General features: G+C 68.2%; 24 protein-coding genes and 1 pseudogene. 9 read left to right on the top strand and 16 right to left on the bottom strand.

The window, feature by feature from the left end:
- Positions 1-49 precede the first annotated feature (49 nt).
- Entirely contained in the window at positions 50-925 is an 876-nt protein-coding gene (locus ACWEPG_RS17830) for a class I SAM-dependent methyltransferase (protein WP_452594893.1), read from the bottom strand.
- 47 nt (positions 926-972) lie between these two features.
- On the opposite strand from ACWEPG_RS17830, the gene ACWEPG_RS17835 reads away from it, so the two are divergent.
- Complete coding sequence (locus tag ACWEPG_RS17835) at positions 973-1,563, top strand: helix-turn-helix domain-containing protein (RefSeq protein ID WP_452594894.1); 591 nt, start codon at positions 973-975, stop codon at positions 1,561-1,563.
- A gap of 79 nt (positions 1,564-1,642) precedes the next feature.
- Here the strand turns inward: ACWEPG_RS17835 and ACWEPG_RS17840 are convergent, their stop codons facing one another.
- From ACWEPG_RS17840 to ACWEPG_RS17860, 5 genes and pseudogenes are all read right to left on the bottom strand, one after another.
- Complete coding sequence (locus ACWEPG_RS17840; RefSeq protein ID WP_452594895.1) at positions 1,643-2,533, bottom strand: SDR family NAD(P)-dependent oxidoreductase; 891 nt, start codon at positions 2,531-2,533, stop codon at positions 1,643-1,645.
- A complete protein-coding gene (locus tag ACWEPG_RS17845) occupies positions 2,530-3,423 on the bottom strand; it encodes an SDR family NAD(P)-dependent oxidoreductase (RefSeq protein ID WP_452594896.1) in 894 nt (297 codons plus the stop codon). The genes ACWEPG_RS17840 and ACWEPG_RS17845 overlap by 4 nt, the downstream gene beginning before the upstream one ends.
- Positions 3,424-3,470: 47 nt before the next feature.
- Positions 3,471-4,424, bottom strand: a complete 954-nt coding sequence (locus ACWEPG_RS17850) for an alpha/beta hydrolase (protein WP_452594925.1) — start codon at positions 4,422-4,424, stop codon at positions 3,471-3,473.
- 120 nt (positions 4,425-4,544) lie between these two features.
- Positions 4,545-5,159, bottom strand: a pseudogene (locus ACWEPG_RS17855) (Dabb family protein); the annotation flags it as partial.
- Complete coding sequence (locus ACWEPG_RS17860; RefSeq protein WP_452594897.1) at positions 5,134-5,481, bottom strand: hypothetical protein; 348 nt, start codon at positions 5,479-5,481, stop codon at positions 5,134-5,136. The gene ACWEPG_RS17860 and the pseudogene ACWEPG_RS17855, both read right to left, overlap by 26 nt.
- A 297-nt stretch (positions 5,482-5,778) precedes the next feature.
- On the opposite strand from ACWEPG_RS17860, the gene ACWEPG_RS17865 reads away from it, so the two are divergent.
- A complete protein-coding gene (locus tag ACWEPG_RS17865; protein ID WP_452594898.1) occupies positions 5,779-6,261 on the top strand; it encodes a nuclear transport factor 2 family protein in 483 nt (160 codons plus the stop codon).
- Position 6,262: 1 nt separating this feature from the next.
- Here the strand turns inward: ACWEPG_RS17865 and ACWEPG_RS17870 are convergent, their stop codons facing one another.
- Positions 6,263-7,111: an SDR family oxidoreductase gene (locus ACWEPG_RS17870; protein ID WP_450116448.1), complete on the bottom strand. Its 849-nt coding sequence runs from the start codon at positions 7,109-7,111 to the stop codon at positions 6,263-6,265.
- Positions 7,112-7,200: 89 nt separating this feature from the next.
- Here ACWEPG_RS17870 and ACWEPG_RS17875 point away from each other — a divergent pair, with 89 nt between their 5' ends.
- Both ACWEPG_RS17875 and ACWEPG_RS17880 read left to right on the top strand, forming a co-directional pair.
- Positions 7,201-7,845 carry a TetR/AcrR family transcriptional regulator gene (locus ACWEPG_RS17875; RefSeq protein WP_452594899.1) on the top strand — a complete coding sequence of 215 codons (645 nt, stop codon included), beginning with the start codon at positions 7,201-7,203 and terminating at the stop codon, positions 7,843-7,845.
- A gap of 33 nt (positions 7,846-7,878) precedes the next feature.
- Positions 7,879-9,087, top strand: coding sequence for an NADH:flavin oxidoreductase (locus ACWEPG_RS17880; protein WP_452594900.1), 1,209 nt, complete (start codon positions 7,879-7,881; stop codon positions 9,085-9,087).
- 51 nt (positions 9,088-9,138) lie between these two features.
- Here ACWEPG_RS17880 and ACWEPG_RS17885 read toward each other — a convergent pair whose 3' ends face one another.
- The 7 genes from ACWEPG_RS17885 to ACWEPG_RS17915 are packed head-to-tail and all read right to left on the bottom strand — an operon-like array spanning position 9,139 to position 18,142.
- The gene (locus ACWEPG_RS17885) at positions 9,139-9,399 is read right to left on the bottom strand and encodes a hypothetical protein (RefSeq protein WP_452594901.1); all 261 of its coding nucleotides are present in this window, start codon (positions 9,397-9,399) and stop codon (positions 9,139-9,141) included.
- The gene (locus tag ACWEPG_RS17890) at positions 9,396-11,105 is read right to left on the bottom strand and encodes a 3-ketosteroid-delta-1-dehydrogenase (protein ID WP_452594902.1); all 1,710 of its coding nucleotides are present in this window, start codon (positions 11,103-11,105) and stop codon (positions 9,396-9,398) included. The genes ACWEPG_RS17885 and ACWEPG_RS17890 overlap by 4 nt, the downstream gene beginning before the upstream one ends.
- Positions 11,102-13,084, bottom strand: coding sequence for a flavin-containing monooxygenase (locus ACWEPG_RS17895; protein WP_452594903.1), 1,983 nt, complete (start codon positions 13,082-13,084; stop codon positions 11,102-11,104). Before ACWEPG_RS17895 ends, ACWEPG_RS17890 begins: the two co-directional genes overlap by 4 nt.
- Before the next feature lie 51 nt (positions 13,085-13,135).
- A complete protein-coding gene (locus ACWEPG_RS17900; protein WP_452594904.1) occupies positions 13,136-14,755 on the bottom strand; it encodes a flavin-containing monooxygenase in 1,620 nt (539 codons plus the stop codon).
- A gap of 8 nt (positions 14,756-14,763) precedes the next feature.
- Positions 14,764-15,690: a VOC family protein gene (locus ACWEPG_RS17905; RefSeq protein ID WP_452594905.1), complete on the bottom strand. Its 927-nt coding sequence runs from the start codon at positions 15,688-15,690 to the stop codon at positions 14,764-14,766.
- A gap of 29 nt (positions 15,691-15,719) precedes the next feature.
- Entirely contained in the window at positions 15,720-16,904 is a 1,185-nt protein-coding gene (locus ACWEPG_RS17910) for an acyl-CoA dehydrogenase family protein (RefSeq protein WP_450116440.1), read from the bottom strand.
- A 38-nt stretch (positions 16,905-16,942) separates the two neighbouring features.
- Positions 16,943-18,142 carry a Rieske 2Fe-2S domain-containing protein gene (locus tag ACWEPG_RS17915; protein WP_450116439.1) on the bottom strand — a complete coding sequence of 400 codons (1,200 nt, stop codon included), beginning with the start codon at positions 18,140-18,142 and terminating at the stop codon, positions 16,943-16,945.
- 280 nt (positions 18,143-18,422) lie between these two features.
- On the opposite strand from ACWEPG_RS17915, the gene ACWEPG_RS17920 reads away from it, so the two are divergent.
- Complete coding sequence (locus ACWEPG_RS17920) at positions 18,423-19,199, top strand: IclR family transcriptional regulator (protein WP_450116438.1); 777 nt, start codon at positions 18,423-18,425, stop codon at positions 19,197-19,199.
- 201 nt (positions 19,200-19,400) lie between these two features.
- Here the strand turns inward: ACWEPG_RS17920 and ACWEPG_RS17925 are convergent, their stop codons facing one another.
- Together ACWEPG_RS17925 and ACWEPG_RS17930 are read right to left on the bottom strand one after the other, a co-directional pair.
- A complete protein-coding gene (locus tag ACWEPG_RS17925; protein WP_450116437.1) occupies positions 19,401-19,817 on the bottom strand; it encodes a VOC family protein in 417 nt (138 codons plus the stop codon).
- Positions 19,814-20,572, bottom strand: a complete 759-nt coding sequence (locus ACWEPG_RS17930; RefSeq protein WP_450116436.1) for an SDR family NAD(P)-dependent oxidoreductase — start codon at positions 20,570-20,572, stop codon at positions 19,814-19,816. Before ACWEPG_RS17930 ends, ACWEPG_RS17925 begins: the two co-directional genes overlap by 4 nt.
- Before the next feature lie 127 nt (positions 20,573-20,699).
- On the opposite strand from ACWEPG_RS17930, the gene ACWEPG_RS17935 reads away from it, so the two are divergent.
- From ACWEPG_RS17935 to ACWEPG_RS17950, 4 genes are read left to right on the top strand one after another with little or no spacing between them, the layout of a single operon-like run.
- Positions 20,700-21,515, top strand: a complete 816-nt coding sequence (locus ACWEPG_RS17935) for an enoyl-CoA hydratase/isomerase family protein (protein ID WP_450116435.1) — start codon at positions 20,700-20,702, stop codon at positions 21,513-21,515.
- The gene (locus ACWEPG_RS17940) at positions 21,512-22,669 is read left to right on the top strand and encodes an acyl-CoA dehydrogenase family protein (RefSeq protein ID WP_452594906.1); all 1,158 of its coding nucleotides are present in this window, start codon (positions 21,512-21,514) and stop codon (positions 22,667-22,669) included. Before ACWEPG_RS17935 ends, ACWEPG_RS17940 begins: the two co-directional genes overlap by 4 nt.
- Complete coding sequence (locus ACWEPG_RS17945; protein WP_452594907.1) at positions 22,666-23,733, top strand: acyl-CoA dehydrogenase family protein; 1,068 nt, start codon at positions 22,666-22,668, stop codon at positions 23,731-23,733. Before ACWEPG_RS17940 ends, ACWEPG_RS17945 begins: the two co-directional genes overlap by 4 nt.
- Positions 23,730-24,980 (top strand): CaiB/BaiF CoA transferase family protein, encoded by a 1,251-nt coding sequence (locus ACWEPG_RS17950; RefSeq protein WP_452594908.1) that lies wholly within the window; start codon positions 23,730-23,732, stop codon positions 24,978-24,980. The genes ACWEPG_RS17945 and ACWEPG_RS17950 overlap by 4 nt, the downstream gene beginning before the upstream one ends.
- Positions 24,981-25,014 lie beyond the last annotated feature (34 nt).

Below are 25,014 nucleotides of genomic sequence, written 5' to 3' on the forward strand. Positions count from 1 at the left end.
TGCCGGTCCGGTCGTCGGGTCCGGCGACCTCCGAACAACCGTACGGCCGTCACCGATCGGCGGGCCGGCGGGCCGCCCACGCGGTGCGGCTGCCACCGACGACGAGGTCGCCGCGCCTCGTGACGGCGTCGGGACCGTCACCGAGCAGCCGGTCGAGGGCCGCGAGATCGTCGGCGTCGATCCGGTCGGCGAGGAAGTCACGCGCCCGCCCCAGGAAGGTCTGCGCGTAGCGGCCCGTGTTCTCGGTCGCGGGGTGCCGCACGGGGAAGGTGCGCTGGTCGGCGACCTCGAACCCGGCCCGAACGAGGTGCTCACGCCAGTCCGGGTGGGTGTTCCAGCCCGCACCGAGGAGGGCCTCGTGACAGCGGGCCTCCAGTCCGGGCCTGCCGAACCCGATCTCGTCGGGCAGGAACCGGGGGAACCCGTCCATCTCGACGACCGCAAGCACGCCGCCGGGATTCAGTGCGCCGTGGACGTCGCCGAGCAGACGGTCCGGGTCGGCGACCTCGTGCAGCGCCAGCGCCGCCCACGCGACGTCGACCGAGTCGACGGCCGGCCACTCGACGTCGAGATCGGCCCGTACGAGCCGCACCCGTCCGTCCAGATCCTGCGCCTGCGCCGCCGCACGCACGCGGTCGAGCATCACGGCCGAGCGGTCGATCCCGACCAGGTCGGCGTCCGGGAACCGCCGCGCCAAGGCCAGCGTGCCGGTGCCTGTGCCCGCTCCGATGTCGGCAACGGTGCGAACCTCCGTCGGTGCATGTCCGGCCACCCACCCGGTGAGCTCGTCGAGAAGCGGGCCGTGCACCTCGGCGTCGAGGTCGAGCATGTCCGCGAGCCCGGTCTGGTCGTGGCCGTGGCCATGCCCGTGACCGTGACCGTGACCGTGACCGTCGGGATGATGGGTGTGTGCGTGCTGAGCCATGACGCCACGCTAACCCCTTCATGCGCTTGGGGCATACAATCTTGCCTATGACGCAAGAAGTGGTCCTGGAGGACGTGGTCCGCCGTCGCATCCGCAGCCTGCGGCTGGCCCGCGGCTGGTCACTGGACGCCCTCGCCGCCCGCTGCCACATGAGCCCGTCCACGCTGAGCCGCATCGAGACCGGACACCGCCGGATCGCTCTCGACCAGCTGGTGCCCATCGCGCGCGCGCTCGACACCACCCTGGACGAACTGGTCGAGTCGCCCGACGACGCCGACGTCGTGATCCGGCCCGAACCGCAGCAACGTCGCGGTGTCACGACGTGGCTGCTGTCCCGCGAGGGCAGCCTGCCTGGGGTGACCGTGGCCAAGTTGCGCATCACCGACGAGACCCCGGTGCCCGCCGACAAGCTCGGCATCCATCCGGGCCTCGAGTGGTTCACCGTGTTGTCCGGAACCGTGCGGCTCCAGCTCGGCGAACGCACGATCCGCGTCGAGGCGGGCCAGGCGGCCCAGTTCTCCACGATGACGCCGCACGGCATCACCGCCTACGACGCTCCCGCGGAGGTGCTGTCGATCCTCGACCGCGACGGCCAGCGTGCCCACCTGGACCCGCCGGACGATCAGATACAGAACTGACGCGCCGCACCTCCAGGGAGTTCCGTGCCGGCCACGATCTCGGGCGCACGCCGCCCGCCGTCTCGGCGAACACGCACCCTCACCGCGACCCGTCGACCGTCACCCCCATACGGGTGAGCATGGCGTGCGGATCATCGGGCGGGTTCAGCTCCAAGAGTTGCCGGCCACGGCGGTGGACGGCGGCGATGCACAGCTCGTCGTCCGAGTGGATCCAGAACTCCCCCCGGGCGATCTGCTCGATCATGTGCTCCGCTGCGACGAGCGGATCGAGCCCCCTCTCGACGTTGTCGCGCTGCATCGCGGCGAACACCGCGTTCGCGGTGGCGTTGGCCGTCGGCGCCTCACGCTGCGCCGACAGGAAGATCTCGCTGCGAATCGAATGCGGGATGACCGCACTGACCTGGATGGGTGCGCCGACGATCGACAGGTCCTGGTGCAGGCACTCGGTCATCGCCAGCACCGCGTGCTTGCTGACGATGTACGGCGACTGGACGGCGACCGAGTTCAGCCCGCCCACCGACGACAGGTTCGCGATGCACGACGGCGTCCCCGTCGCGATCATCCGCGGGACGAAGGACCGCAGGCAGTGGAAGACGCCGTCGACGTTGATCTGCATCAGCCGGCGCCACCGCTCCCGGTCGATCTCCCACAGCAGGCCGGCGGTCTCCACGCCCGCATTGTTCACGAGCAGTTCGACGCTGCCGTGCGAGTCGAACACGGCCGCCGCCATCGCCTCGACGGACTCCGGGTCGGCGACATCGACGGTGTACGGCTCGGCGCGACCGCCCCCTGCCACGATGTCGTCGGCCACCGTCCCTGCCCGCTCGGTGTCGACGTCCGCGACCACCACCGTCATCCCCAGTGACGCGAGATGCCGTGCAATGCCCTCACCGATCCCGGCCGCCGCCCCCGTCACCACCGCGACCCCGTGGGAGAAGCGTTCCCGCGCCGCACCCACCTGCACCGTCACGCCCCCAATCCGTCCGCCGCGATGTTCGGGTTCGCCCACGCTGGCGGCTCGAGGCGCGGAAGTTCACGCCCGCCGTCCAGACTGGTCACCGCGATGCCCTGCGACCACGGGAAGTGCAGGCTGAACGCGACCAGTCCGGTGCGCTCCGCCGCGGGCAGGGTGCACATCTCCAGCACGGTCTGCGCGAGGTACTCCACCGGTTCGGCCTCGTAGCCCTCCGGCAGCAACGACGCCGCACCGGGCGTCATGATCGCCGTCGAAGGCCCCACCACGTTGACGGCGATGTTGTCGTCCTGAACCTCCGCCGCCAGTCCCTGCGTGAATCGGTGCAGCGCCGCCTTCGCGGACGCGTAGATCACGTCGCCGGACGTCTTGTTGTACTCGCGGAACGGTCGGATCGGCGGGAGTCCGGTGGAGGAGCCGATGTTCACGATCCAGCCGGCGCCCGCCTTGCGCATACGGGGAATCACCGCCTGCGACAACAGGAACGGAACCTTCAGGTAGTGCTCGACAGTACGGTCGAAGGTGTCCTCCCCCATCGACTCGATCGATGAGTAGTCGGCGAAACCGGCATTGTTGACGAGGATGTCGACGCCTCCGACGGCGTCGACCGCGGCATCGACCAGTCCGGCACGCTGCACCGGATCCTCCAGGTCCGCCGCGATCGCCACGGCCCGACCTCCGGCGCGCTCGATCAGCTCCACGGTCTCGGCGAGGGTGCCCTCGAGCACGTGCTCGCGACCCTCCCGAACCGACCGCGACGGCGTCGTCGAGCGCGCGGTGACCACCACCGTGGCGCCCTCCGCCGCCAGACGCTGTGCGATCGCCCGCCCGATCCCCCGGCTGCTTCCCGTCACCAGTGCGGTGCGGCCCGTCAATCGTTGTGTCATGTGTTCCCTGTCGTGTCTGCGCGTGTTGGGGTTCGCACCCCGAATCGTCAGTGTCGTGTCGTGGCGTGCGCGTGCGATTCCTCGGCGTTCGACGCACCGAAGCCGGGGTCGAGGATCCGGCGGATCAGCTGCCACAGCTCCTGCCTCGCCGGCCCGGTCAGCGACAGCTGCGGGAAGGTGAGAAATCCGTGGAACAGGCCGTCGAAGCGGTGCGCGATCACCGGAACGCCGTCCGCGGCGAGCCGCTCGGCGTACGCCTCGCCCTCCGTGCACGGCGGGTCCAGCTCCGCGGTGGCCACCAACGCCGGTGGCAGCCCCGTCAGTGTCGTAGCACGACTCGGGACGACGAGTTCGCTGTCCCGGCTGTGCGGCGCGTACTGCTCCCAGTACCAGCGCATCGCCTTCGTGGTGTTGTAGTAGCCGACGCCGTACCGCTGGTAGGACTCCGTCTCGAAGTCGTCCCCGATCACCGGGTACAGCAGGATCTGCGCCGCGATCGACGGGCCGCCGCGCTCCCGCGCCGCCACCGACACCGCCGCCGAAAGATTGCCTCCCGCACTGTCACCCGCGACCGCGACGCGCGCCGGATCGCCCCCGTAGGACGCGGCGTTCGCCACGGTCCAGCACACCGCCGCGTACACGTCCTCCATCGCCGCCGGCGCCGGATGCTCCGGCGCCAGCCGGTAGTCCACCGACACGACGACGGCGTCGACGGCCTCGGCCATCGACCGGCAGAACTCGTCGTGGCTGTCGAGATCGCAGAACACGAAGCCGCCGCCGTGGGCGAACACGATCACCGGGCGCGGGGATGCGGTGTCGCCGTGCGGGACGTACACCCGCAGCGCCAGATCGCCACCCGGTCCGTCGATCACCACATCCTGCGCGACCCGCATGTCCGGGGTCCGGGTCAGCGGCGCGCGCCGCGAGACGATGACCTGCCGAAGCTCGGCGGCGGGGTACTGCGTCACGTCGGGGAACCCGGCCTCCAGGCCGGCGAGCATCGCCTCGACGTCGGGGTGCAGATCGGATCGGCGCACGCCGTCCTCCTTCTTGTCGAGCGGATTCCGATTCAGCGGAATCTCGTTGGAAAGAGCGCAAAAGCTGTGGCAGACAAGGTCCTTCACGATGTACTCAGCGGCTTCCGGGTCGAACCACTTGTCGACGTACCCCCAGTGCACCGGGTGGGCCATGTACTCACCGAGGAGTCCGTCGACATCCGTGAAGGACTGCTCCCAGACGTGGGTCCACTCGCTCGCGCCGATCGCGGAGGTGACGCGACTGAGCTGCCACGACAGCATCGACGTGACATGCCGCGGCATCCTGAGCATCTCCTGTTCGAACCTCTCCACGAGGTCGCGTGCGGCGGAGTCGTCCACCCGCAGGAGCAGTGTCCGGTACACCGTGGGTTCCACTGCGCCGGTGCGTGACCCGCTCCACGACTCCCGCCCGCTGCCGGCGACGTAGTCTGCGCCGTCGACGTGCCGGACGTCCGGTCCGCCGATCGCCGACTCCACGGCCGACCGACAGCGCTCCCACTCCGCCTGTGTCGCGAATCGGAGATGGACGAGGACGTCGCCGCCGTTGCGGACGCCATCGAGCGTCGGCCGCACCAGCGCGTACCGGCGGGGCGTCGCCTCCACGGCGGTACGGATCCGGTCGACGACGGCGGCCACGTCACTCGGTTCGGTCAGGTGAACGAGACGGGTCACGCTAAACACGGCACATTCCCTCCACACTCTCTGCTTCGGCCGCCATCGAGCGTGAACGCTGTGCCACCATCGGCTCGACGCGATTCCAGAAGTCGACGAAGCCGGCGTCGAATCGGCGGGCGATCGCGGTCTGCCACCACTGCTCGTGGCCGGAGACCGTCCAGGTCGCGGTCACCGTGTTCCCGTCGTCCTCGAACCACACCGGAGGGCTCACCAGCACCCGGTCGAGCGTCATCCCGATGCGCGTGGCCTGCGGCACGTAGTCCGACATGTACGCGTCGACGAAAGCTCGCCCGCGCCCGGGTTCGGTCGTCACGCGATCGACTATGTAGATCCTCTGGTCGGCCATTCGCTCACGCTAGGACCGCAAAGGCGCCGACGGATCACCGTCTCCCGTTGTGCGGGAGATCACGTCGGATCCGCACAGCTCGCCGACCTCGCACCGGTGAGTTGTCTGCAACTGCATCGCCTCGTGGGCGGCGAGAGTCAGCCTCGCGCGGTCGGGGGCGCTGTTCTCCCGCGCCTTCTCGGCATTACCGTCGGCAAACCACACAGGACCGTGCGGCACAGAGCAGCAACAGTTTTCGTCAGCCCCTGAGCCGAAGCACCTGTTGCGCTCGACCACACGATGACCGACAGTTTCACCATGACGATCGAAAATTCACTCAGCCCCGCTGAACAGTTCCTGGCCATCGAGGAGATCAAGCGAACCTTCGCGGCGCGGCTGCGGTGCATGGACAACAAGGAGTGGCACATCTATCCGACACTGCACACGGACGACGTCGTCAGCCTGACATTCGGCGACCACAGCGTGGTCGGACCGGACGCCGTGACGGCATCCATCAAGCGGGTCCTGGACGGCCGGTACCCGATCACCTCGGTGCACCACGGTCACACCCCCGAGATCGAACTGACCTCCGACACGACCGCCCGTGGAATCTGGGCGATGGAGGACCACCTGTGGTGGACGAACGGCGACCAGGAGGAGCACCTCCACGGGTACGGCCACTACCACGAGGAGTACCGCAAGGAGGACGGGCGTTGGCTCATCAGCCGACGCGCACTGACCCGCCTCCGGGTCGACACGACCCCACGGTTCTACGAGTGCCGGGAACCCGCGCCTCGTTGAGTCACCGTCCGAATCCCCGGAATCGGCGGAGATAAGAGACAATCCGCCGAACCGGGACGGACCGCGGCCAGTCGTCTGGCCGGAAGTACGCGTCGGAGCCACCGTCGACGAAGACGACACTCCCACAGAGGAAATCGGCGGCGTCGGACAACATGAACACCACCCAGTCGCCGAGTTGGCCGGCGTCGCCGAATCCTCCGACGGGGACCGGGAACGAGCGGATGGCCTTCGCCTCCGACGGAGTGGAGAGCTGCTTCTCGAGCAGCGGCGTCATGATCGCACCGGGGGCGAGTGCGTTCAGGCGGATGCCGGCGCCCGCCCACTCCGATCGCACCGCTGTGCGGCGCACCCACCTGCTGACTGCGATCTTCGATCCCGCGTAGGCGATTGCGGGAGCGGCCTTTCCGAACACGCGGACCGACCGCACTGCCCGGTGCGCGTCGCCATCGAGGAACGCCTTGATCGTGCGCCGAGGGACGGCCGGAGTTGTCGTGGTCGAGTTGCTGGAGAAGACGACCACCTTGGCGTTGCCCGCCGCGGCGAGCGCATCCCGCCACCCCTCCAGCAGGTCGACGACACCGAAGTAGTTGACCTCGGCGATCAGCCTGGGGCGGTCTCGTCCCGGCGCCGGGCCGAGTCCCGCGGCGAGGACGGCGCCGTCCAGTCGGTCGCCCGCGGCCGCCAGCACGTCCCGCACAGCCTGTCGCCTGCCCTGGGCGGTCGACAGGTCCGCCACGACATCGGCCTCCCTGATGTCGACACCGATGACCGTGTGCCCGGCTCCCCGGAGCCTCTCCGCGACCGCACGACCCATACCCGAGGCGGATCCGGTCACCGCATACACGCCCACGCCCTTCACCTTTCGCTCATCGAACCGCCGCCGCCGTGTCCGGCAGCCCGATATTTGACACATTACGCCAATAATGGTGTTCTCGGACCGTGAGTCGCGAAGAATCCTCACCCTCAGAGCCGTCCACTCGACCCGCGAGCGGACGGGGACGCGGACGGCCCACCGTCCTCGAACCCGAAGCGGTCGCGGAGGTCGCCTTCGCACTCTGGTCGCGTCAGGGTTACGCCGCGACCAGCTGGAGCGATCTCGCCGCGGCGACCGGCATCAGCACCCGCACCCTCATCCGGCACTTCTCCGTGAAGTCCGCCATCGCGTGGATCGGTGTAGCCTCGGCCACCGACCGGTTGCGCGAATCCCTGTCCGCCATAACGGAGTCCACTCCGGTTGGTGAAGCGGTTCGAACCGCTGTGGTGGATTCGGTCTCACGCCGGCCGCGAGTCCAACGAGTCAGCCCCGACTGGCTCCGTCTGATCTCGAGCGAGCCGGAGCTGGCCGGGATGGCGACCGAGGCATATCGGCCGTGGATCACCGTGTTGTCCGACTACCTCACCCGGCGGATCCCCGAAGCACCACCGGCGATCGCCCGCGCGTTGGCCACCGCCTATCAGGCCGCGGCGTTTGCCGCACTGACCGAATGGGCCGAAGCCGGCGCACATGGGGATTCCGCCGACGCCGTCGACGCGATGCTGCGCTGGATGGACATCGCGACCCACGTTTCACCCGCAAGTGCATGACTCCTCTCACAGCCCGAGAAATATGGAGATCGCATGACAACACCACCCACCACCCCGGCCGAGACCTCGGTACCCGACCCACTCGCTCCCGCGCGCCTCGGACCGATCACGCTGCGCAACCGCGTCATCAAGTCCGCGACGTTCGAGGGCGCGACACCGAATGCCCTCGTCAGTGACCGCCTCGTGGACTTCCACGTTGCGGTCGGCGCGGGAGGCGTCGGCATGACGACGGTCGCATACCTCGCCGTCGCCCCCGAAGGGCGCACCGAACGCGATCAGATCTATTGGCGCCCGGAGGCCCTGGACGGACTTCGGCTCCTCACCGATTCCGTCCACGCGACCGGCGCGAAGGTGTCCGCACAGATCGGCCATGCCGGTCCCGTCGCCAACTCCCGTTCGAACGGGCTGCCCTCGCTCGCGCCGTCCGGCCGGCCGAACCCGCTGTCGATGAGCATGGACCACAAGGCGGGCGACGAGGACATCCAGCGGATCATCGACGCCCACGGACAGGCCACCCGCTACGCGCGCGAGGTTGGATTCGACGCCGTCGAGGTCCACCTCGGTCACAACTACCTCGCCAGTTCGTTCCTGAGCCCGAAGGTCAACCACCGCAAGGACCGCTGGGGCGGCTCCCTCGCCAACCGGGCCGAGTTCGCCCGCCGCATCCTCGCCGCCGTCGCCGAAGCCGCAGGCGGTGAGATCGCGGTCCTCGCGAAGATGAACATGGCCGACGGCGTGCCCGGCGGATTCTGGCTCGACGAATCACTGCCGTTCGCGAAGATGCTCGAATCGGACGGGCACCTGGACGCGCTGGAGCTGACCGGCGGTTCGTCCCTGCTGAATCCGATGTACCTGTTCCGCGGCGACGTGCCGCTGCAGGAGATGGCGGAGACGCAGGTCCCGATCGTGCAGTTCGGGATGAAGGTGTTCGGCAAGGCAGTGTTCAAGCACTACCCGTACGAGCCGCTGTACTTCCTGGAGTACGCGCGGCAGTTCCGTGACGAATTGTCGCTCCCACTCGTACTCCTCGGCGGTGTCACCGACCTCGACGCCATGGAAGTCGCCATGCGTGAGGGGTTCGAGTTCGTCGCCATGGCGCGAGCCCTGCTGCGTGAGCCCGACCTCATCGCGCGTATCCAACGTGACCGCGAGACGCGTTCACTGTGCATTCACTGCAACAAGTGCGCGGCGAGCATCTTCACGGGCACGCGCTGCCCACTCGTCGTCGGCACCGCGGACTGACACGACGAAAGCGGAAGCGGCCATGGAAATCCATGGCCGCTTCCGTTTTCGTCAGTGCAGGCGTGGCAGATCCGGGCCCGACGGCAGCTCGATACGCGATTCGCCCAGTCCGTGACGCGCCACCGCGCGGTCGATGGTGCGACGCAGCGCGCCGCAGCCCCGGTCACGGTCACCGAGCGAGTGCGTCCCCGCCGCGATCAGCGGGCACCCCGACGCGTCGGACGTCCACTGGATCGACGTGTGGGCGGGGCTGAACTTCTCGACGAGCACGCCCCGCCCACACGTCTCGCAGTTCAGCGCCTGCATCGTCATCCCGGGATCCCGGCCGGCAGCGGCGCCCCGGCCGCCGTGCGCGCCGCGACGAAGCCGTACACGAGTCCCTGACCGATGGTCGCCCCGGCACCGGGATACGTCGCCCCGAACGCGTTCGCGGCGGTGTTCCCGATCGCGTAGAGGCCGTCCATGACGGTGCCGTCCTCGCGGAGCACCCGCGCGTTCGCGTCCGCGCGCAGGCCACCGCATGTTCCCAGGTCACTGAGGACGACCTCGACAGCGAAGAGGGACTCCTCGTGCAGCGCACGCAGGTTCGGGTTGGGGGTCACCGTCGGGTCTCCGTAGTACCGGTCGTAGGCGCTGGACCCGCGACCGAAGTCGTGATCGATGCCCTTCGCAGCGGCGTTGTTGAACGTCCGCATGGTCGCCGCGAACTCGGGGCCGGGCACACCCATCTTGGCGGCGAGTTCCCGCGCCCCGCCGGCCCGGTGTGCGACCCCGTGCTCGTACCAGGAGTCCGGAAGCGGCTGCCGAGCGTAGAACTCCCCGGCAAACAGGTAACTGTTGCGATAGCGCTGGTCGAAGACGAGCCACATCTTCTCGATCGGGTCGCCCTCGCGCTCGCGGGCCAGCACGCGCTGTCCGAACGACATGTAGTCCATCGCCTCGTTGAGGAAGCGGCGGCCGCTCTGATCGACGATGAACGATCCGGGGAGCGAGCGTTCGGCGAGCAGGACCCTCGGCTGTCCGCCGGGCAGCGGCGCCACCGCCGGAAACCACCACGCCTGATCCATGAGGCCGACCGCGGCACCGTGATCCTGGGCCAGCCTGATGGCGTCGCCGGTGTTCGCGGTGCATCCCAGGCTGACGTTCTCAGCCAGCCGTGCGGACTGGAACTTGTGCCGCATCTCCATGTCGTGGTCGAAGCCTCCCGCGGCGAGCACCACCCCGCGCCGGGCCACGACGGTGGTGCGACGACCTGCCCGCTCCACCACCGCACCGACGATCCGCCCGTCCCGCTCGGTCAACTCGACCAGCGGCGAGTCGGTCCAGATCGGGATGCCCGCTCGGACCGCCCCCGCGAACAGCCCTGCGGCCAGAGCCTGACCGCCGGCTACGTACCGCCGTCGCAGTGCGAGGCCGCCGACCCCGATGGCGAACGCCCGCATTGCCCGGGCCAGCGACCTGCGCGGCGTCCGGGTGAGGAGGTTGAGCCACTTGTAGTCGGCACCGGTGACCGGCATCGGCAGCGGCGCGTCGAGCAGACCGGGCCTGAGCTTGGCCTGCTCGGAGCCGAGCACGGACATGTCGAACGGCTTGCACTCGCAAGTCCGGCCCAGCGCCGATCCACCCGGCCTCTCCGGGTGATAGTCCGAATACCCTTTCGCCCACATGAATTTCATCGGTGTCATGCGCTCGAGCATCGCGATGGCGGCGCCACCGTGGTCGAGGAACGCCTCACCCCGCTCGTCGGGCGCGCTACCGTCCACCACCGCGCGGACGTAGGTGCGGGCGTCCGAGAGGGTGTCGGACGGCGCGAGTGCCGCCAGCACCGGGTTTCCGGGAACCCAGAACGCTCCACCCGAACGGGCCAGCGACCCGCCCACGTACTCGGATTTCTCCACGACCAGCGTCGACAGTCCGGCCTCCGATGCGGCCAGCGCAGCGGCCAGACCGGTGCCGGATCCGACGACGAGCAGGTCGACTTCCACACACCCGTCGACGATTGCGGGTTCGGGACTCATCGGTCGCCGCCTCGGGTGGTGGGGTCGATGAACTCGAGAGCCTCCGGGTTCGGTTCCCGCAGCATCGTCCAGTAGTCGACCAGACGCCACGGACACGGCACCACTGCCCGTCCGGCGCTGTTGCGGTAGTAGCCGTTGACCTTCGCGCCCGGATGCACCCACACCGTCTTGTCCAGCGCCTCGTCCACCCTGCGGTTGTAGTCGCCCTGCACTTCCTGCCGCACGTCCATCGCATCGTGCCCGTTCTCGAGGAGGTACTGCAGGCACTCGATGACGTAGTGAACGTGCTCCTCGCTCAGAATGTTGTGGCCGGCACCGTGGTTCGGTGCCGAATTCGGTCCCGCCGTGACGAACAGGTTCGGGAAGCCGGACACCTGGATGCCGAGATAGGCGCGGGGGTCGTCACCACCCTTCCACTGGTCGGCGAGCATTCGCCCGTCGCGTCCGGTGATCTCGATGGACGTGGTGAACTCCAGTGCGAAGCCGGTCGCCAGGATGATGACATCGGCGGGCACGAAGTCGCCCTCGGTGGTGATCACACCGTCCGATGTCACCCGCTGGAACGACGCCCGGTGCAGGGTCACGTGCTCTCGCGTGAGCGCCTTGAAGAAACCGGGATCCTTGACGATCCGCTTGCCGTACGGACGGAAGTCGGGCGTCAGCTTCTCCACCAGGTCGGGGCGGTCGGCGAAGCTGGTCTGCAGGTAGTTCCGTGCCGTGTTCAGCACCATCTCGTTGGCCGGCGAGGCGGAGAAGTGCGTCTTCGCCCATTCGGCATCGATCCGCGGCAACGTGTACAGATTGTCGGACGCGAACCAGTACGAGCGCAGCCGGAACCACTCGTGGTAGCGCGGGATGTGGGCGAGCGCCCATTTCTCGCCGTCCGGAACGTCGTTCACGACGGCCTTTTCCGGCACGATCCAGTGCGGTGACCGGACCACGACGTCGAGTGACTTCACCTGGTCGACGATGCTGGCGACGACCTGCACGGACGTACAGCCGGTTCCGAGCACCACGACGCGCTTGCCGGTCAGGTCGAGGCCGGCGTCCCAGTCGGCGGTGTGGACAACGGTTCCGGCGAACGTGTCCATGCCCTCGACGTCGGGGATGTTCGGCGAGTTGAGCATGCCGAGCGCGGTCACCACCGCGTTCGCGCGGTGCACCTCACGGGTGCCGTCGGCGGATTCGGTGGTCACCTCCCAGACGTGCTGGTCGTCGAGCCAGGTCGCGGACAGCACGCGGGTGCGGAAGGAAATGTTCTCGGCGATCCCGTAGGTGTCGACGACGCCCTCGAGGTATCGCTGGTACTCGGTTCCCGAGGGGTAGTACTTCGACCAGCCGGGGTTCAGCTCGAAGGAGTACGAGTAGTAGTGGCTGGGAGTGTCGACGGCGGCACCCGGATACGTGTTGCGCGACCAGGTTCCGCCGATTTCGTGTCGCGCCTCGAACACACGGTAGGCGAAGCCGGCATCCTGCAACTTGATCGCGGCGTTGATACCGACGATCCCCGCGCCGATGACGATGACCGAGAAGTCGGCCGGGGGCGCGACGGTCACCGGGACGCGGCGCTCCCCCAGGACGAACCCGGACTGTTCGCGCAGGATCTGGACGAACTCCTCGTCGACGCGCTCCGACGTCCCCACCGTCGCCATGCGAACGAACAGTTCGGGGTCGGGAACGCCGAGGCGATCGGCCATATCGGCGGTGAGCAACTTGTGCGCGCGGGCCCGGATGTCGGCGACCACGTCCTCGGGGTACTGCCCCGGCGGTGTGGTCGGGCGAGTGCCGGTCCGATAGTGATTACCCGGTTCGCTGATCGTCAGCCGCGGACCGAACTCGTCGAGGAGTCCGGTGTCTCCGGTCACGTGAACGAGTGACATGAGCAGTGGCGCCGGGTCGCACACGTCGATCGCGGCGGCCAACTGCGATTCGAATTCCTCGGTGTCGGCCCTGGAGGCGACGGGCATCGTGTCGGTCATGATCGGCCTCTCGTCGATGAATGTGTGGTTGATGAATGTGCTGCGGTCATCTCAGGCGCTCTCCGACCCGACCAGGTCGAAGCCCTTGTAGCCGGACTCGGCGACCTCGGCGCAGATGGTGCAGTAGTTGGCGAAACCGCCGATGTACGGCATGAACACGCGTGGCTTGCCGGGAATGTTGGCGCCCATGTACCACGAGTTCGCGGACGGGAACAGGGTGCCTGCGGCCTTCTCGTTGCATTCGGCAACCCAGTCGTCGACCGCCTGTGCGCCGGCTTCGATCGTCCGGGCACCCACCTCGTCGAGGTGATCGAGACAGGCGGAGATCCAGTCCACCTGCTGCTCGGCCATCAGCACCATGTTGGCCAGCACGCTGGGGCTGCCCGCGCCGACCATGAAGAACATGTTCGGGAAGCCGTTGGAGGCGAGCCCGAGGTACGTGCGCGGTCCCGCGGCCCATTCGTCGCGCAGGGTGCGGCCATCGCGCCCGCGGATGTCGATCCGCGACAATGCGCCGGTCATCGCATCGAACCCGGTGGCGAACACGAGCGTGTCCAGCTGGTGGTGACCCTCGCTGGTGCGGATCCCGGTCTCGGTGACCTCGACGATCGGGGTTCGCCGCAGATTGACCAGGGTGACGTTGTCCCGGTTGTAGGTTTCGAAATAGCCGCTGTCCGTGACGATCCGCTTGGTTCCGATCGGATGGTCGGTGGGAATGAGCTGGTCGGCGATCGCGGGGTCGTTCACCATCTCGCGGATCTTCGATTCGACGTACTCACGGGCGGTGTCGTTGGACTCCAGGTTCACGGTCTGATCCGGGAAGGCCTTCGCGAACAGGTATCCGCCCCGCTGCCACCACTCGTCGTACACACGCCGGCGCTCGGCCTCGTCGACCTCCATCGCACCCTTCGGGTACGGGGTGAACGGGGTGCCGCCTCCGCTGAGTCGGGCCAGCCGACGCCGCTCCGGGTAGGTCGCCTTCACCTCGGCGATCTGCTCCGGGGTGAGCGGCCGGTTGCCCGCCGGGATCGAGTAGTTGGGGCTGCGCTGGTAGACGAAGACGTGCGCCGCGTCCTGCGCGATCAGCGGGATGGACTGCATTCCCGACGAACCCGTTCCGATGACACCGACGCGCTTGCCGGTGAAATCGACTTTCTCGTGGGGCCATTCACCGGTGTGGTAGGTCTCGCCGGTGAACGAGTCGCGGCCGGCGATGTCGGGTCGGTTCGTCGCCGACAGCACGCCGGTGGCCATGATGCAGTACCGTGCGGTCATCGTCTTCCCGGTGTCGGTGGTGACGGTCCACCGCGCCGACTCCTCGTTCCACACGGTGGAGGTCACCCGGGTCAGGAAGTCGTATGCGCCGCGCAGGTCGAAGCGGTCCGCGACGTGCTCGAGATACGCGAGGATCTCCTCCTGCGTCGCGAATCGCTCCGTCCACGTCCACTCTTGCTGCAGGTTCTCGTCGAACGAGTACGAGTAGTCGATGCTCTCGACATCGCACCGCGCGCCCGGGTAGCGGTTGTGGAACCAGGTGCCGCCGACTCCGGCCGCGGATTCGAAGCCGTGCACGGTCATGCCGCGTTCCCGCAGCTTGTACGCCGCGTACAGTCCGGAGATGCCTGCGCCGATGACGATCGCGTCGACGTCGTGTGTGTCCACTGTGTTCACGTCCTTCTTCATGCGCTCTGGACCGCTTCCCTCTCGGCTTTCGCCTGCCGAGCCCACATCCATTCGTGGCCCCAGTAGCTGTCCGCGGTGATTTCCTCTGCGGTGTAGTACGTTTCGTCGACCAGCTTTCCGCCGGTTCCGTATTCGATGTCCCAGCCGCCGGGCACGCGGACGTAGAAGGAGATCATCTTGTCGTTGGTGTGCCTGCCCAGCGTCGACGACAGCGGGAAGTTCCGTGCCTCGACCTGATCGAGGGCTCGGCCGACGGCGTCGAGGGAGTCCACCTCCACCATCACGTGGATGAGCCCGGGGTCGCGACCCTCCGGCACCGGCATGATCGCCAGGCTGTGGTGGCGCTGATTGACGCCGAGGAACCGGATCCGCTGCGGCGGGGTACCCGGAGGCGTCGGCATCCGGAACGCGCCACGCGGCAGGAATTCGAGCACCTCGGTGTAGAAGCGGTACGAATCGTCGAAGTTCGCGGTCGGCATCACCACGTGACCGAGGCCCTGCGACCCGGTGACGAACGTCTGCCCATAGCGGGTGATCACCGGGCTGTGGTCGAGTGCCGGCCCGAAGAAGAACTCGAGCGGTGTGCCGCCGGGGTCCTTCGTGACCAGGCAGGCCTCGACGCGACGCAACTCGCACACGTCGAACGGCATGGGCGCGTACTCGCAGCCCGCCGCGTCGAGCCGCTGGGCAAGCCGGCGCAGTGCAGCGCCGTCGCGAACCTCCCAGCCGACGGCGGTGACGCGGTCGACGTCACCGTGTTCGACGGTGATCCGCGACGGCCGTTCGTCCATGCGGAAGTGCAGGGCGTCTTCCTCGGGTCCGGTTCCGGGCGCGAAGCCGAGCACGTCGAATCCGAGCTCGCGCCATCGCACCATGTCGGTGGCGTGCACGCGGACGTACCCGAGTCCCTTGATCTCGGTCACTGTGTTCCTTCCTGGACGCCGATGGGGCGTCAGATCATCACGCGCAGAGGGCCGTTCGGGACGTCGATTCCCAATGACGCCATTGCTGATGCGTGGTACGTCGTGCTCGTGACGTGGATGGCGTGGTGCAGTCCGGCGTGCGCGTCGCGCCAGAACCGCTGCAGCGGGTTGTCGACCCGTAGCGCGTTGCCGCCGGAGCGGTCGAAGATCTCGTCAGCGGCGCGGACGGCCCGCCACGCGGACCGCACCTGATTGCGGCGGGACGAGGCCCGGGTTTCGAAGTCCACTTCCCTGCCCGCATCGACGAGATCCCAGATGCGGTCCACGTTCGCGAGCAGCTGCTGGCGTGCCGCATCGATCTCCGCGGCGGCCTCCCCCAGTGCGTGCAGGACGTACGGGTCATCCTTGATCGCGGTGCCGGCTGCGCCGACCCGCCCGCGCTGGTAGTCGACGCCGGCAGCGAGGACGCCCTCGCAGATCCCGATCGTTGCGGACGTGATGCCCAGCGGGAACATCGTCGACCACGGCATCCGGTACAGCGTCTCGGTGACGCCGTATTCCTTGGCCGCGGTCCCGTCGATCACGTCCTGGGACTTCATCACCCGGTAGTCGGGGATGAAGGCGTCCGTGACGACGATGTCCTTGCTGCCGGTGCCGCGCAGACCGACGACGTTCCACGAGTCCTCGACGATCTCGTAGTCGGATCGCGGCAGGATCACGTGCAGCCCGACGGGCGGCATGAGCGGTGTGCCGTCCTCGCCGCCGACCATCGCACCGAGGAAGATCCAGTCGCAGTGGTCGGTACCGGACGAGAACTGCCACCGGCCGGACATCCGGTAGCCGCCGTCGACCGGGGTGGCGATGCCGCCCGGCATGTACGGGGACGCCTGCCACGTGTCGGAGTCGGCGCCGAGCACCTCGTCCTGCACCTTCGGGTCCGCGAACGCGAGCTGCCACGGGTGGACCCCGACGATGCCGCCGACCCATCCCGCGGAACCGTAGAGGCTCGCGGTCTTCATCACGGTCTCGGCGAACTCACGGGGGTGTGCCTCGTAGCCGTCGTACTTCCTACGCTGCAGCAGCCGGATGATGCCGGCCTGCTTGAGGTTCTTGGCCATGTCATCGGTCAGCCGGCCGAGCTCGTCGGAGGCGTCGGCTCCGGCCCGGATCTCGTCGGTCATGGCGACGATGTTGTCGAGCACTTGGTAGCTCATGGTCGTGTCTCCAAAAGGTGTGAGGTGTGGCGAGGGGTTCAGGAACCGGACTGGGCGGGCGCTGCCTCGCGGGCGGTGGTGAGATTCGGGGCGAAGGCACTGCGTCCGGCGGCGAGGTTCTCGTCGACCTCGGCCTGCCAGCTGCCAAGTGCCCGCTCGGTGTCGATCTCGTACTCGAAGCGGTTCACCATCTCGGGCCGGACATCGTCGGCATCGACGTAGAACTGCTCGTACCAGCGACGAAGCTGGTAGACGGGGCCGTCCTCCTCGCAGAGCAGCGGGTTGTCGATGCGGGACTTGTTCTTCCAGATGTGCACGTCCTGCTCGAACCCGATCGCGACACCCTTGGCAACGGCCTGCGCGATCTGATCCGCCTGCTCGTCGGGGAGACCGGCCGGCTTCTCCACCATGACTCCGTACTGCAGCCGGAACGATGTGGGCGTGATCGGGTAGTGGCAGTTGATCAGGTAGATGTTCGGTGCGGATTCAGGGTCGCGTCCACCACTCCACAGCTTGTCGACCATGTAGGAAGGACCGTAATACGTTGCATCCGACTGACTCTCGACGCTGTAATTGGTGGACTGACTCACCCCGACCGCGTCGGCCCGGGGCCTCGACCGCATCAGCTGGGTTGCGGTGTGCCCCTCGAAGACGTTGCGGAAGAAGGTTGGCATCCCGTAGTGCACGTAGAAGAAGTGCGCCATGTCGACGATGTTGTCGACGATCTCTCGGCAGTGGGATCCGGTCACCTCGATCGAGTTCCACACCCAGTCCGTCCATCCCGGGTTCCCATACGTGGGGATTTCGGGAATCGCCAACTCGCCGGACGGCTTGGCGCCCTGCGGGTCGTGCCACACGAACAGTTGCCCGCTCACCACGGAGGTCTGCCAGGCTCGGGTGCGGGCCAGTGGCGGAACGCGGCGTGCGTACGGGATTCCCGAGCACTTGCCGTCCCCCCGCCAGCGCCAGTCGTGGAACGGGCACGCGATCGAGTCGCCCTTCACCGTGCCCTGCGCAAGGTTGCCGCCCATGTGCCTGCAGAATGCGTCGAGGACGTTGAGCTCTCCGTCCTCGCCCGCGAACACCACGAGCTCGGTCCCGAATGCACTGACCTGATGCGGCTTTCCGTCGGCGAAGTCACGCACCAGCCCAAGGCAGTGCCATCCGCGCGCGTAGCGGGTCGGCGGAGTGCCGGTGTCGATGACGCGAATCTGGTCCTCGGTGTCAGTGGAATTCACGGTGTCTCCTGATCGGCTGATCGCGACAACTCACCCGTCGCGCTGTCGCCAGCTTGGCAACGGGAGTTGCCCTGTGACGTCGGTCTCCCGTAGAACGGGAGGGTAGTTCCGCTGCCGCCGTCGTCGTCGGCGGAGAAACACCGCCGAATACGCCCCGACCTGCCGTTTTCGCGCTGGCGGGTGCCACACACAGCGAACGGTCACGGCGTGGATTGATGCATACCGCACACCACAGGTACCGTGATCCACGTCACACCGCACGTGGTGCAAGGAGGATGGGTTGAATACGTCACGCACCGATGGGATCCCGGTTTCCGTCGTTGACCGGGTGTCGCTGGTCCTGGAGGCCCTGAGTGCAGGCCCGATGACGTTGGCCAAGGTCACGGCCCGAACCGGCATTCCCAGGTCGTCGGCGCACCGACTCCTCGAACAGCTCTCGAACGCGGGCTGGCTGGCCCGCTCACCGGAGCAGACCTACGAGCTCGGCGTCAAGGCCTACGAGATGGGGCAGGCCGCGCTCAACCAGAACCGCCTCCTCAACCACGCACGTCCTGTCATGCACGCATTCGCACAGCGCACCGGGTTCACCATCCAACTCGGTGTCGTCGACCGGGGCGACACCGTCTACCTCGCCAAGGTGAACGGACGCACGTCCGGACCTACACCGACCGCGGTCGGACAACGAGTGCCGGCGCATCTGACTGCGGTGGGGAAGGTCATCATGGCCTACTCCGCGGTGTCTCCGGCCCCGTCCCCCCGCGGGCTCGGGGCCGGCGAGGGCAGCCCTCCCACCCGCCCTGCATCGAGCCGGTTCGACGAAGAGATGAACCAGGTTCGTGATCGCGGTGCCGCCTTCGACCGCGGAGAGGCGTTCCCCGGCATCGCTTGCGTGGGTGTGTCGATCGGCCCGGCCGAGCACATGTACGGCAATCTCGCGGGACTGTCCATCTGCGCACCGGTCGGCGCGTTCGACCACCAGAAGATGATCGCGCCGCTGCGCGTGGTGGCCGGCGACATCTGGAACAGGTGCGTCGCGGCCGACCTCGCGACTCACTGACGGAACACAACACCGGCCGGGCACCCGATGGTGCCCGGCCGGCGCCGTGAACGCTCCAACAAAGAACCGACCGAAGGGACCCTTTCCCCAACAGAACTCGTCGTCTGCCCCCGCCAGGAAATCGAAGGGCACTGCAAGACAATTGATTCCAGCCACATTGGCCGATACCGACGACTGCGGCGCGTCGCACGACCGTGCCGGTCAGGCTTCTTTCACGCCGTTGCGCTGTACGAACTCGACGAGATGCCCGTCGGGATCACGGACGGTGCCGATCACCATCCCGTACGCCTCGAGGAGGGTTGGCGGCGTCTCCTCGGTTCCACCGTGTGCGCACGCCGCGGTCATACATGCGACTACGTCGTCGGTGCCCAGGACGATTTTGACCAGTACGTTCCCGTACTCGAGCGGCTCGGGCTCCGCCGGCACCAGAAGTTCGAGTCCGGCGGCGCCTGCCCTGAGGATGGACGCCCTGAACGTGGGCGTCTCGAGGTCACGTTCGTGCGCGAAACCACAGCCATCCACGTAGAACGCGACGGACCGGGCGAGGTCGGACACGCGGACAGCGGTGAGCGACAGCGTGGTTGCCGGCCCGGTACGACCGGACTCCGGCGCGCTCATCGAGTCTGAGACCCACCGTTGAAGTCCATCGTCTGCCCGGTAATGCCTCCGGCCTCGTCCGACGCCAGGTAGGCGCAGAACGCACCGACCTCGATGGCGTCACCGAGCCTGCCGATGGGGATGGTGCGGAGAATCTGTTCGATCATCTCGGGGCTCATCTTCTCCTCGAGGTTCTTCTGATGACCGAGCGCGACGATGTTCGCGGTCACCCCGTACTGCCCGGTCTCCGCGGCGAGGTGGCGAATGAAGCCCTCGATGCCGCTCTTTCCGGTGGCATACATGCTCTGGTTGATGTTCTGCCCGGTGCGCGCGGAGCCGGAGGAGATCTGCACGACGCGCCCCCAGCCCGCGTCGCACATCCCGTCGAGCGCCACCTTGATGCAATTCATCGCCCCGAAGATGTTGAGGTCGATCGGCGCCCGCCACTCCTCGGGGGAGAGCTCGCGGAACGGCTTGATCACGCGGCCCTCGGCGACACCCGCGTTGTTGACGACGATGTCGACGTGCCCGCCGAGTTCGGCCTCGGCCGCGCGCACATGCTCCTCGACGGCGGCGTAGTCGGTGACATCGAAGGCTGCGGCGACCGCGGTGTTGCCCTCCTCGACGAGGGCGGCCGCGACCTTCTCCGCGCGGTCGGGGTGCAGGTCGTTGACGATGACCGACGCACCCTGGCGCGCGAGAACTTTCGCGATTCCTTCGCCGACACTCTGGCCGGCTCCGCTGACCAGCGCGATCCGTCCCGCCAAGCTGAACACAGGTACTCCTTCCCGGCCGCCACCCTGATGCGGCGACTTCTGGTGTGGGCCAGTGCACAGCAGCGCAACCACTTTTGTCAATCATTATTGGATCCAATTTGGGTGCACAATCTGCTACGGTCGGCGCATGACCCAGACCACACCCGACACGGACCTGGGTGCGGCTCCCCCGGAGCCGCCGGTCCTCACGTCCGTCCACGACGGCGTCGCCCGCCTCACCCTCAACAATCCCGGCCGAAAGAACGCCATCACCCTCGCGATGGCCGCCGACATCGAACGGTTCTGCGAGCGTGTGGAATCCGACCTCTCGATCGGCGCGGTCGTGGTCGACGCCAACGGCAGCTACTTCTGCAGCGGCGCCGACACCCGCGACCTGGCCTCCTCCTCGGCGGACCCGGCCTCTCCCGAAGCGGTCGAGCGCACATCCGCCGTCTACGGCGCGTTCGTGCGCATCGGCTCACTGCCCGTACCCACCGTCGCCGTCGTCACCGGCGGCGCCGTGGGCGCCGGACTGAACCTCGCGCTGGCCGCCGACATCATGGTCGTCACGCCGGACACCGTGCTCGACAGCGGCTTCTCCGCCCGCAGCATCCACCCCGGCGGCGGCCACATCTCACTGCTCGGTCGAGCACTCGGCTGGTCCGGTGCCGTCGCGCTCGCAGCATGCGGGCAGTCGCTCACCGGGAGCGAGGCCGTCGCTCGTGGACTCGCACACACCGCGGTCCCGGCCGAGCAGATTCCCGGTGTCGTGGACGGACTCGTCCGCATCCCTGCGGCCGACCCCGAACTGACCCGGCGAATCATGTCCAGTGCGCGCCTGGAACTCGGTCCGCCCGCCGTCAGCTGGGCGTCCGCCCTGGAGATCGAACGCGGCGTGCAGATGTGGTCGATGTCGCGGAAGGGCAAGTCCGCCTGGTCCTCCCGAGGTCCGGCACGATCATGACAACCACCGTGACCCACCCGACGCCCACCGGCTCCGCCGGACTGGACGCCCTTCGAAACGACGTCCGGCGTTTCCTCTCCGACGAACTCGCCGAGGGACGATTCACACCCGAAGCCGACAGTTGGAACGCCGGCTTCGACCCCGGCTTCAGTGCCCGTCTGGCAGCACGCGGCTGGCTCGGCATGATGATCCCCACCGAGTACGGCGGTCACGCCCGCACACCCCTCGAACGTTTCGTCGTCACCGAGGAACTGCTCGCGCACGGAGCACCCGTCGCAGCGCACTGGATCGCCGACCGCCAGATGGCACCGAGCATCCTGGCGCACGGCTCGAATGAGCAGAAGGCGCACTATCTCCCGGGTATCGCCTCCGGCACCACGTTCATCTCGATCGGGATGAGCGAGCCCGACGCCGGCTCCGACCTGGCTTCGGTCCGGACCCGTGCCACTCTCGCCGGCGACACCTGGGTCCTCAGCGGGACCAAGGTGTGGACCACCGGCGCACACATCGCCCACGCGATGGTGGTGCTCGCCCGCACCGACGGCGGACCCCAGGATCGCCAGGAGGGATTGTCACAGTTCCTCGTCGACCTGCCGAATCCCCACATCGAGATCCGTCCGATCCCGAGCCTCGACGGCCAGGCCCACTTCAACGAGGTGATCTTCCACGATGCGCGAGTGCCGGCGACGGCACTGCTCGGCACCCGAGGCAACGGCTGGGCCCAGGTGATGAGCGAACTCGCCTACGAGCGTTCGGGACCCGAACGCTACCTGAGCACCATGCCATTGCTGCGGGCGTGGTCGGCACACCTCGCCGAGGTCGGCGCCACGCCCGACCAGCGTCGCACGCTCGGCACTCTGACGGCCAAGGCCTGGGCGCTGCGCCGCATGTCACTGAAGGTGGCGTCCGAACTCACCGCAGGCCGCAAACCGGACGTTCTCGCGGCGATGGTCAAGGACCTCGGGTCCACGTACGAGGGTGACCTGGTCCAGGCGGTGCGCGCCTCCAGCGGAATCGTCGCGCGCCAGAGGGCGGCGGACCCACTCGCCCTGATGCTCGCCCAGAGCGTCCTGCACACACCGGTGTTCACCCTGCGAGGTGGAACCAACGAGATCTTGCGCGGCATCGTGGCCCGCGGATTGGGAATCCGATGAGCGAGATTGCCGCCGAGCTGACCTCGGCCACCACGTCGATCGTCGACCGCATCGGTGTCGACCTCCGGACCCCCGCGTCGGGATGGGACCACGAGATCTGGGATCAGTTGCAGAGCAGCGGTTTCGCCACCGTTGCCGTGTCGGAGGACGCGGGCGGGGGCGGCGGAGACCTCGCCGACGCCCTCGCGGTGGTGTCGGTCTCCGCACAACGCGGCGCCCTCACCCCGCTGATCGAGCACGGGGTACTCGCGGCGTGGATCGCGGCGTCCGCCGGCCACACCCTCACCTCGTCGGCGGCGACGGCGGGCGTGGCGACGATGGGCAACGTCCGTTCCGATGGTGACCGCCTCGTGCTCGACGGCGCCGTCACCGAGGTTGCCTTCGCAGCGGAGGTCGACACCATCGTGGTGGTCCTTCCTCCCGACTCCGGAGCCGACGGGTCCACCGTCGCGATCGTGCCGGTGTCCGGTCCCGGTGTCTCCGTCTCGTCGGGGACCGACCTGACGGGCATCTCGCTGGCCGACGTCACCTTCGAGGATGTACCCGTTTCCTTCCACGGTCCTTCAACCCTGACCGTTGACGAGGTCGTCCGGCGCGGCGCCGTCGCCTACGCCGCCGCGCTCGCCGGCGCCGCCCGCTCCGTGCACGACCACACGTTGCGTCATGCGTCCGAACGCATCCAGTTCGGCCGCCCGCTGGCGAAGTTCCAGGCTGTACAGCAACGTCTGGCTCAGCAGGCTGCGCTTACGACAATGACCGAGATCGCGGTGGGCGAAGCCATCGCCTCCGGGGCCCCCGACGCGATCGCGGCCGCGAAGGTCGTCGCATCGGATTCGGCGCACCCGATCGCCGCCGCTGCCCACCAGATCCACGGCGCCATCGGCACGACGTCCGAGCACCGGCTCGGCCGGTTCACCACCTCACTGTGGAGTTGGCGGGACCGTCACGGCTCGGAGCGATTCTGGGCCGATGAACTGGCACGGCGCGTCCTCGACGAGGGTGTGGACGTGTGGGATCTCGTCGTCGGCACCGGCGACACGACCAATGAGAGGAGTTCGCGATGAACGCTCCCACCACGGCCATCGACGGACGCGCGGCCTGGCGCGCGGCCGCCACCAGCACCGGGGTCGGCGCTCTCACCGGTCTCCGTGTGCTCGACCTCAGCCGCGTCCTCGCCGGCCCGTACACCGCGCAGACCCTCGCCGACCACGGCGCCGAGGTCATCAAGGTCGAGGCGCCGTCCGGCGACGAAACCCGAGGCTGGGGACCGCCTTTCGAGGAGGAGGGGGCCAGCAGCGCCTACTACGGCAGCCTCAACCACAGCAAGGACAACATCTGCCTGGACCTGCGCACCGAAGCGGGACGCGACGTGCTGCGGAACCTGCTGGCGGGTGCCGACGTGGTGATCGAGAACTTCAAGGCCGGCACCATGTCCCGCTGGGGCTTCGACTACGACACGGTGCTCGCCGAGGCCAATCCGCGCCTCGTGTACTGCCGCGTCACCGGATTCGGCGTGGACGGCCCTATGGGGGGCCTTCCCGGCTACGACGCCGTCCTGCAGTCCTTCGGCGGGTTGATGAGCGTCAACGGCTACCCCGACGGCAACCCGCTGCGGGTGGGCGTACCGATCGTCGACGTCGTCGCCTCGCACCTCGCGGTGAGCGGCATCCTGCTCGCCCTGGCCGAACGCGGCATCAGCGGACGTGGCCAGCTCGTCGATGTGACGCTCCTCGATGCCGTGATCTCGTTGCTGCATCCGCACGCCGCGAACTGGGCGTCCAGCGGTGCGGTGCCGCGGCGCACCGGCGACTTCCACCCGACCGTCGTGCCGTATCAGGTGTTCGCCGCGCGCGACGGCGACTTCTTCGTCAGCGCCGCCAACGACCGCCAGTTCCGATCGCTGGTCACCGTTCTCGGGGTCCCCGAACTCGCGGACGATCCACGCTTCGTCACCAACGGGGTGCGGTCGGAGCATCGCGACACCCTCGTGGCACTGCTCAAGGATCTGATCGCGCAGTGGGACCCCCAGGAACTCGCGGGCAAGCTGGAGGCGGCCGGGGTCGCCGCCAGCCCCGTCAACACCGTCGAACAGGCGCTCACCGCACCGCAGACCCGTCACCGCGGCCTGTTCCTGGACACCGTCGACTATCGTGGCGTTGGCGTACCGATCAAGCTCAGCCGGACGCCCACGCGGACGCCCCGCCGGGCCGTGCCCCGTGGAACCGACACCGAAGAGGTTCTCGGTGCGATGGGATACCACCCCGACGAGGTCGAGGCCCTGCGGTCGGCAGGGGCATTCGGCGGGGAGTGACGGTTCCGCCGCGGTGCGCCACCGGCACGAAAGG

This window comes from Rhodococcus sp. NPDC004095 (assembly GCF_053604015.1).

Excerpts from the sequence above, each read along its gene's own strand:
- ACWEPG_RS17890 (WP_452594902.1), bottom strand. The coding sequence starts at position 11,105 with ATGAGTCCCGAACCCGCAATCGTCGACGGGTGTGTGGAAGTCGACCTG.
- ACWEPG_RS17830 (WP_452594893.1), bottom strand. The coding sequence starts at position 925 with ATGGCTCAGCACGCACACACCCATCATCCCGACGGTCACGGTCACGGT.
- ACWEPG_RS17945 (WP_452594907.1), top strand. The coding sequence starts at position 22,666 with ATGAGCGAGATTGCCGCCGAGCTGACCTCGGCCACCACGTCGATCGTC.
- ACWEPG_RS17940 (WP_452594906.1), top strand. The coding sequence starts at position 21,512 with ATGACAACCACCGTGACCCACCCGACGCCCACCGGCTCCGCCGGACTG.
- ACWEPG_RS17935 (WP_450116435.1), top strand. The coding sequence starts at position 20,700 with ATGACCCAGACCACACCCGACACGGACCTGGGTGCGGCTCCCCCGGAG.
- ACWEPG_RS17895 (WP_452594903.1), bottom strand. The coding sequence starts at position 13,084 with ATGACCGACACGATGCCCGTCGCCTCCAGGGCCGACACCGAGGAATTC.
- ACWEPG_RS17850 (WP_452594925.1), bottom strand. The coding sequence starts at position 4,424 with ATGCTCGCCGGCCTGGAGGCCGGGTTCCCCGACGTGACGCAGTACCCC.
- ACWEPG_RS17865 (WP_452594898.1), top strand. The coding sequence starts at position 5,779 with ATGACGATCGAAAATTCACTCAGCCCCGCTGAACAGTTCCTGGCCATC.
- ACWEPG_RS17835 (WP_452594894.1), top strand. The coding sequence starts at position 973 with ATGACGCAAGAAGTGGTCCTGGAGGACGTGGTCCGCCGTCGCATCCGC.
- ACWEPG_RS17925 (WP_450116437.1), bottom strand. The coding sequence starts at position 19,817 with ATGAGCGCGCCGGAGTCCGGTCGTACCGGGCCGGCAACCACGCTGTCG.
- ACWEPG_RS17860 (WP_452594897.1), bottom strand. The coding sequence starts at position 5,481 with ATGGCCGACCAGAGGATCTACATAGTCGATCGCGTGACGACCGAACCC.
- ACWEPG_RS17845 (WP_452594896.1), bottom strand. The coding sequence starts at position 3,423 with ATGACACAACGATTGACGGGCCGCACCGCACTGGTGACGGGAAGCAGC.
- ACWEPG_RS17880 (WP_452594900.1), top strand. The coding sequence starts at position 7,879 with ATGACAACACCACCCACCACCCCGGCCGAGACCTCGGTACCCGACCCA.
- ACWEPG_RS17950 (WP_452594908.1), top strand. The coding sequence starts at position 23,730 with ATGAACGCTCCCACCACGGCCATCGACGGACGCGCGGCCTGGCGCGCG.
- ACWEPG_RS17910 (WP_450116440.1), bottom strand. The coding sequence starts at position 16,904 with ATGAGCTACCAAGTGCTCGACAACATCGTCGCCATGACCGACGAGATC.
- ACWEPG_RS17885 (WP_452594901.1), bottom strand. The coding sequence starts at position 9,399 with ATGACGATGCAGGCGCTGAACTGCGAGACGTGTGGGCGGGGCGTGCTC.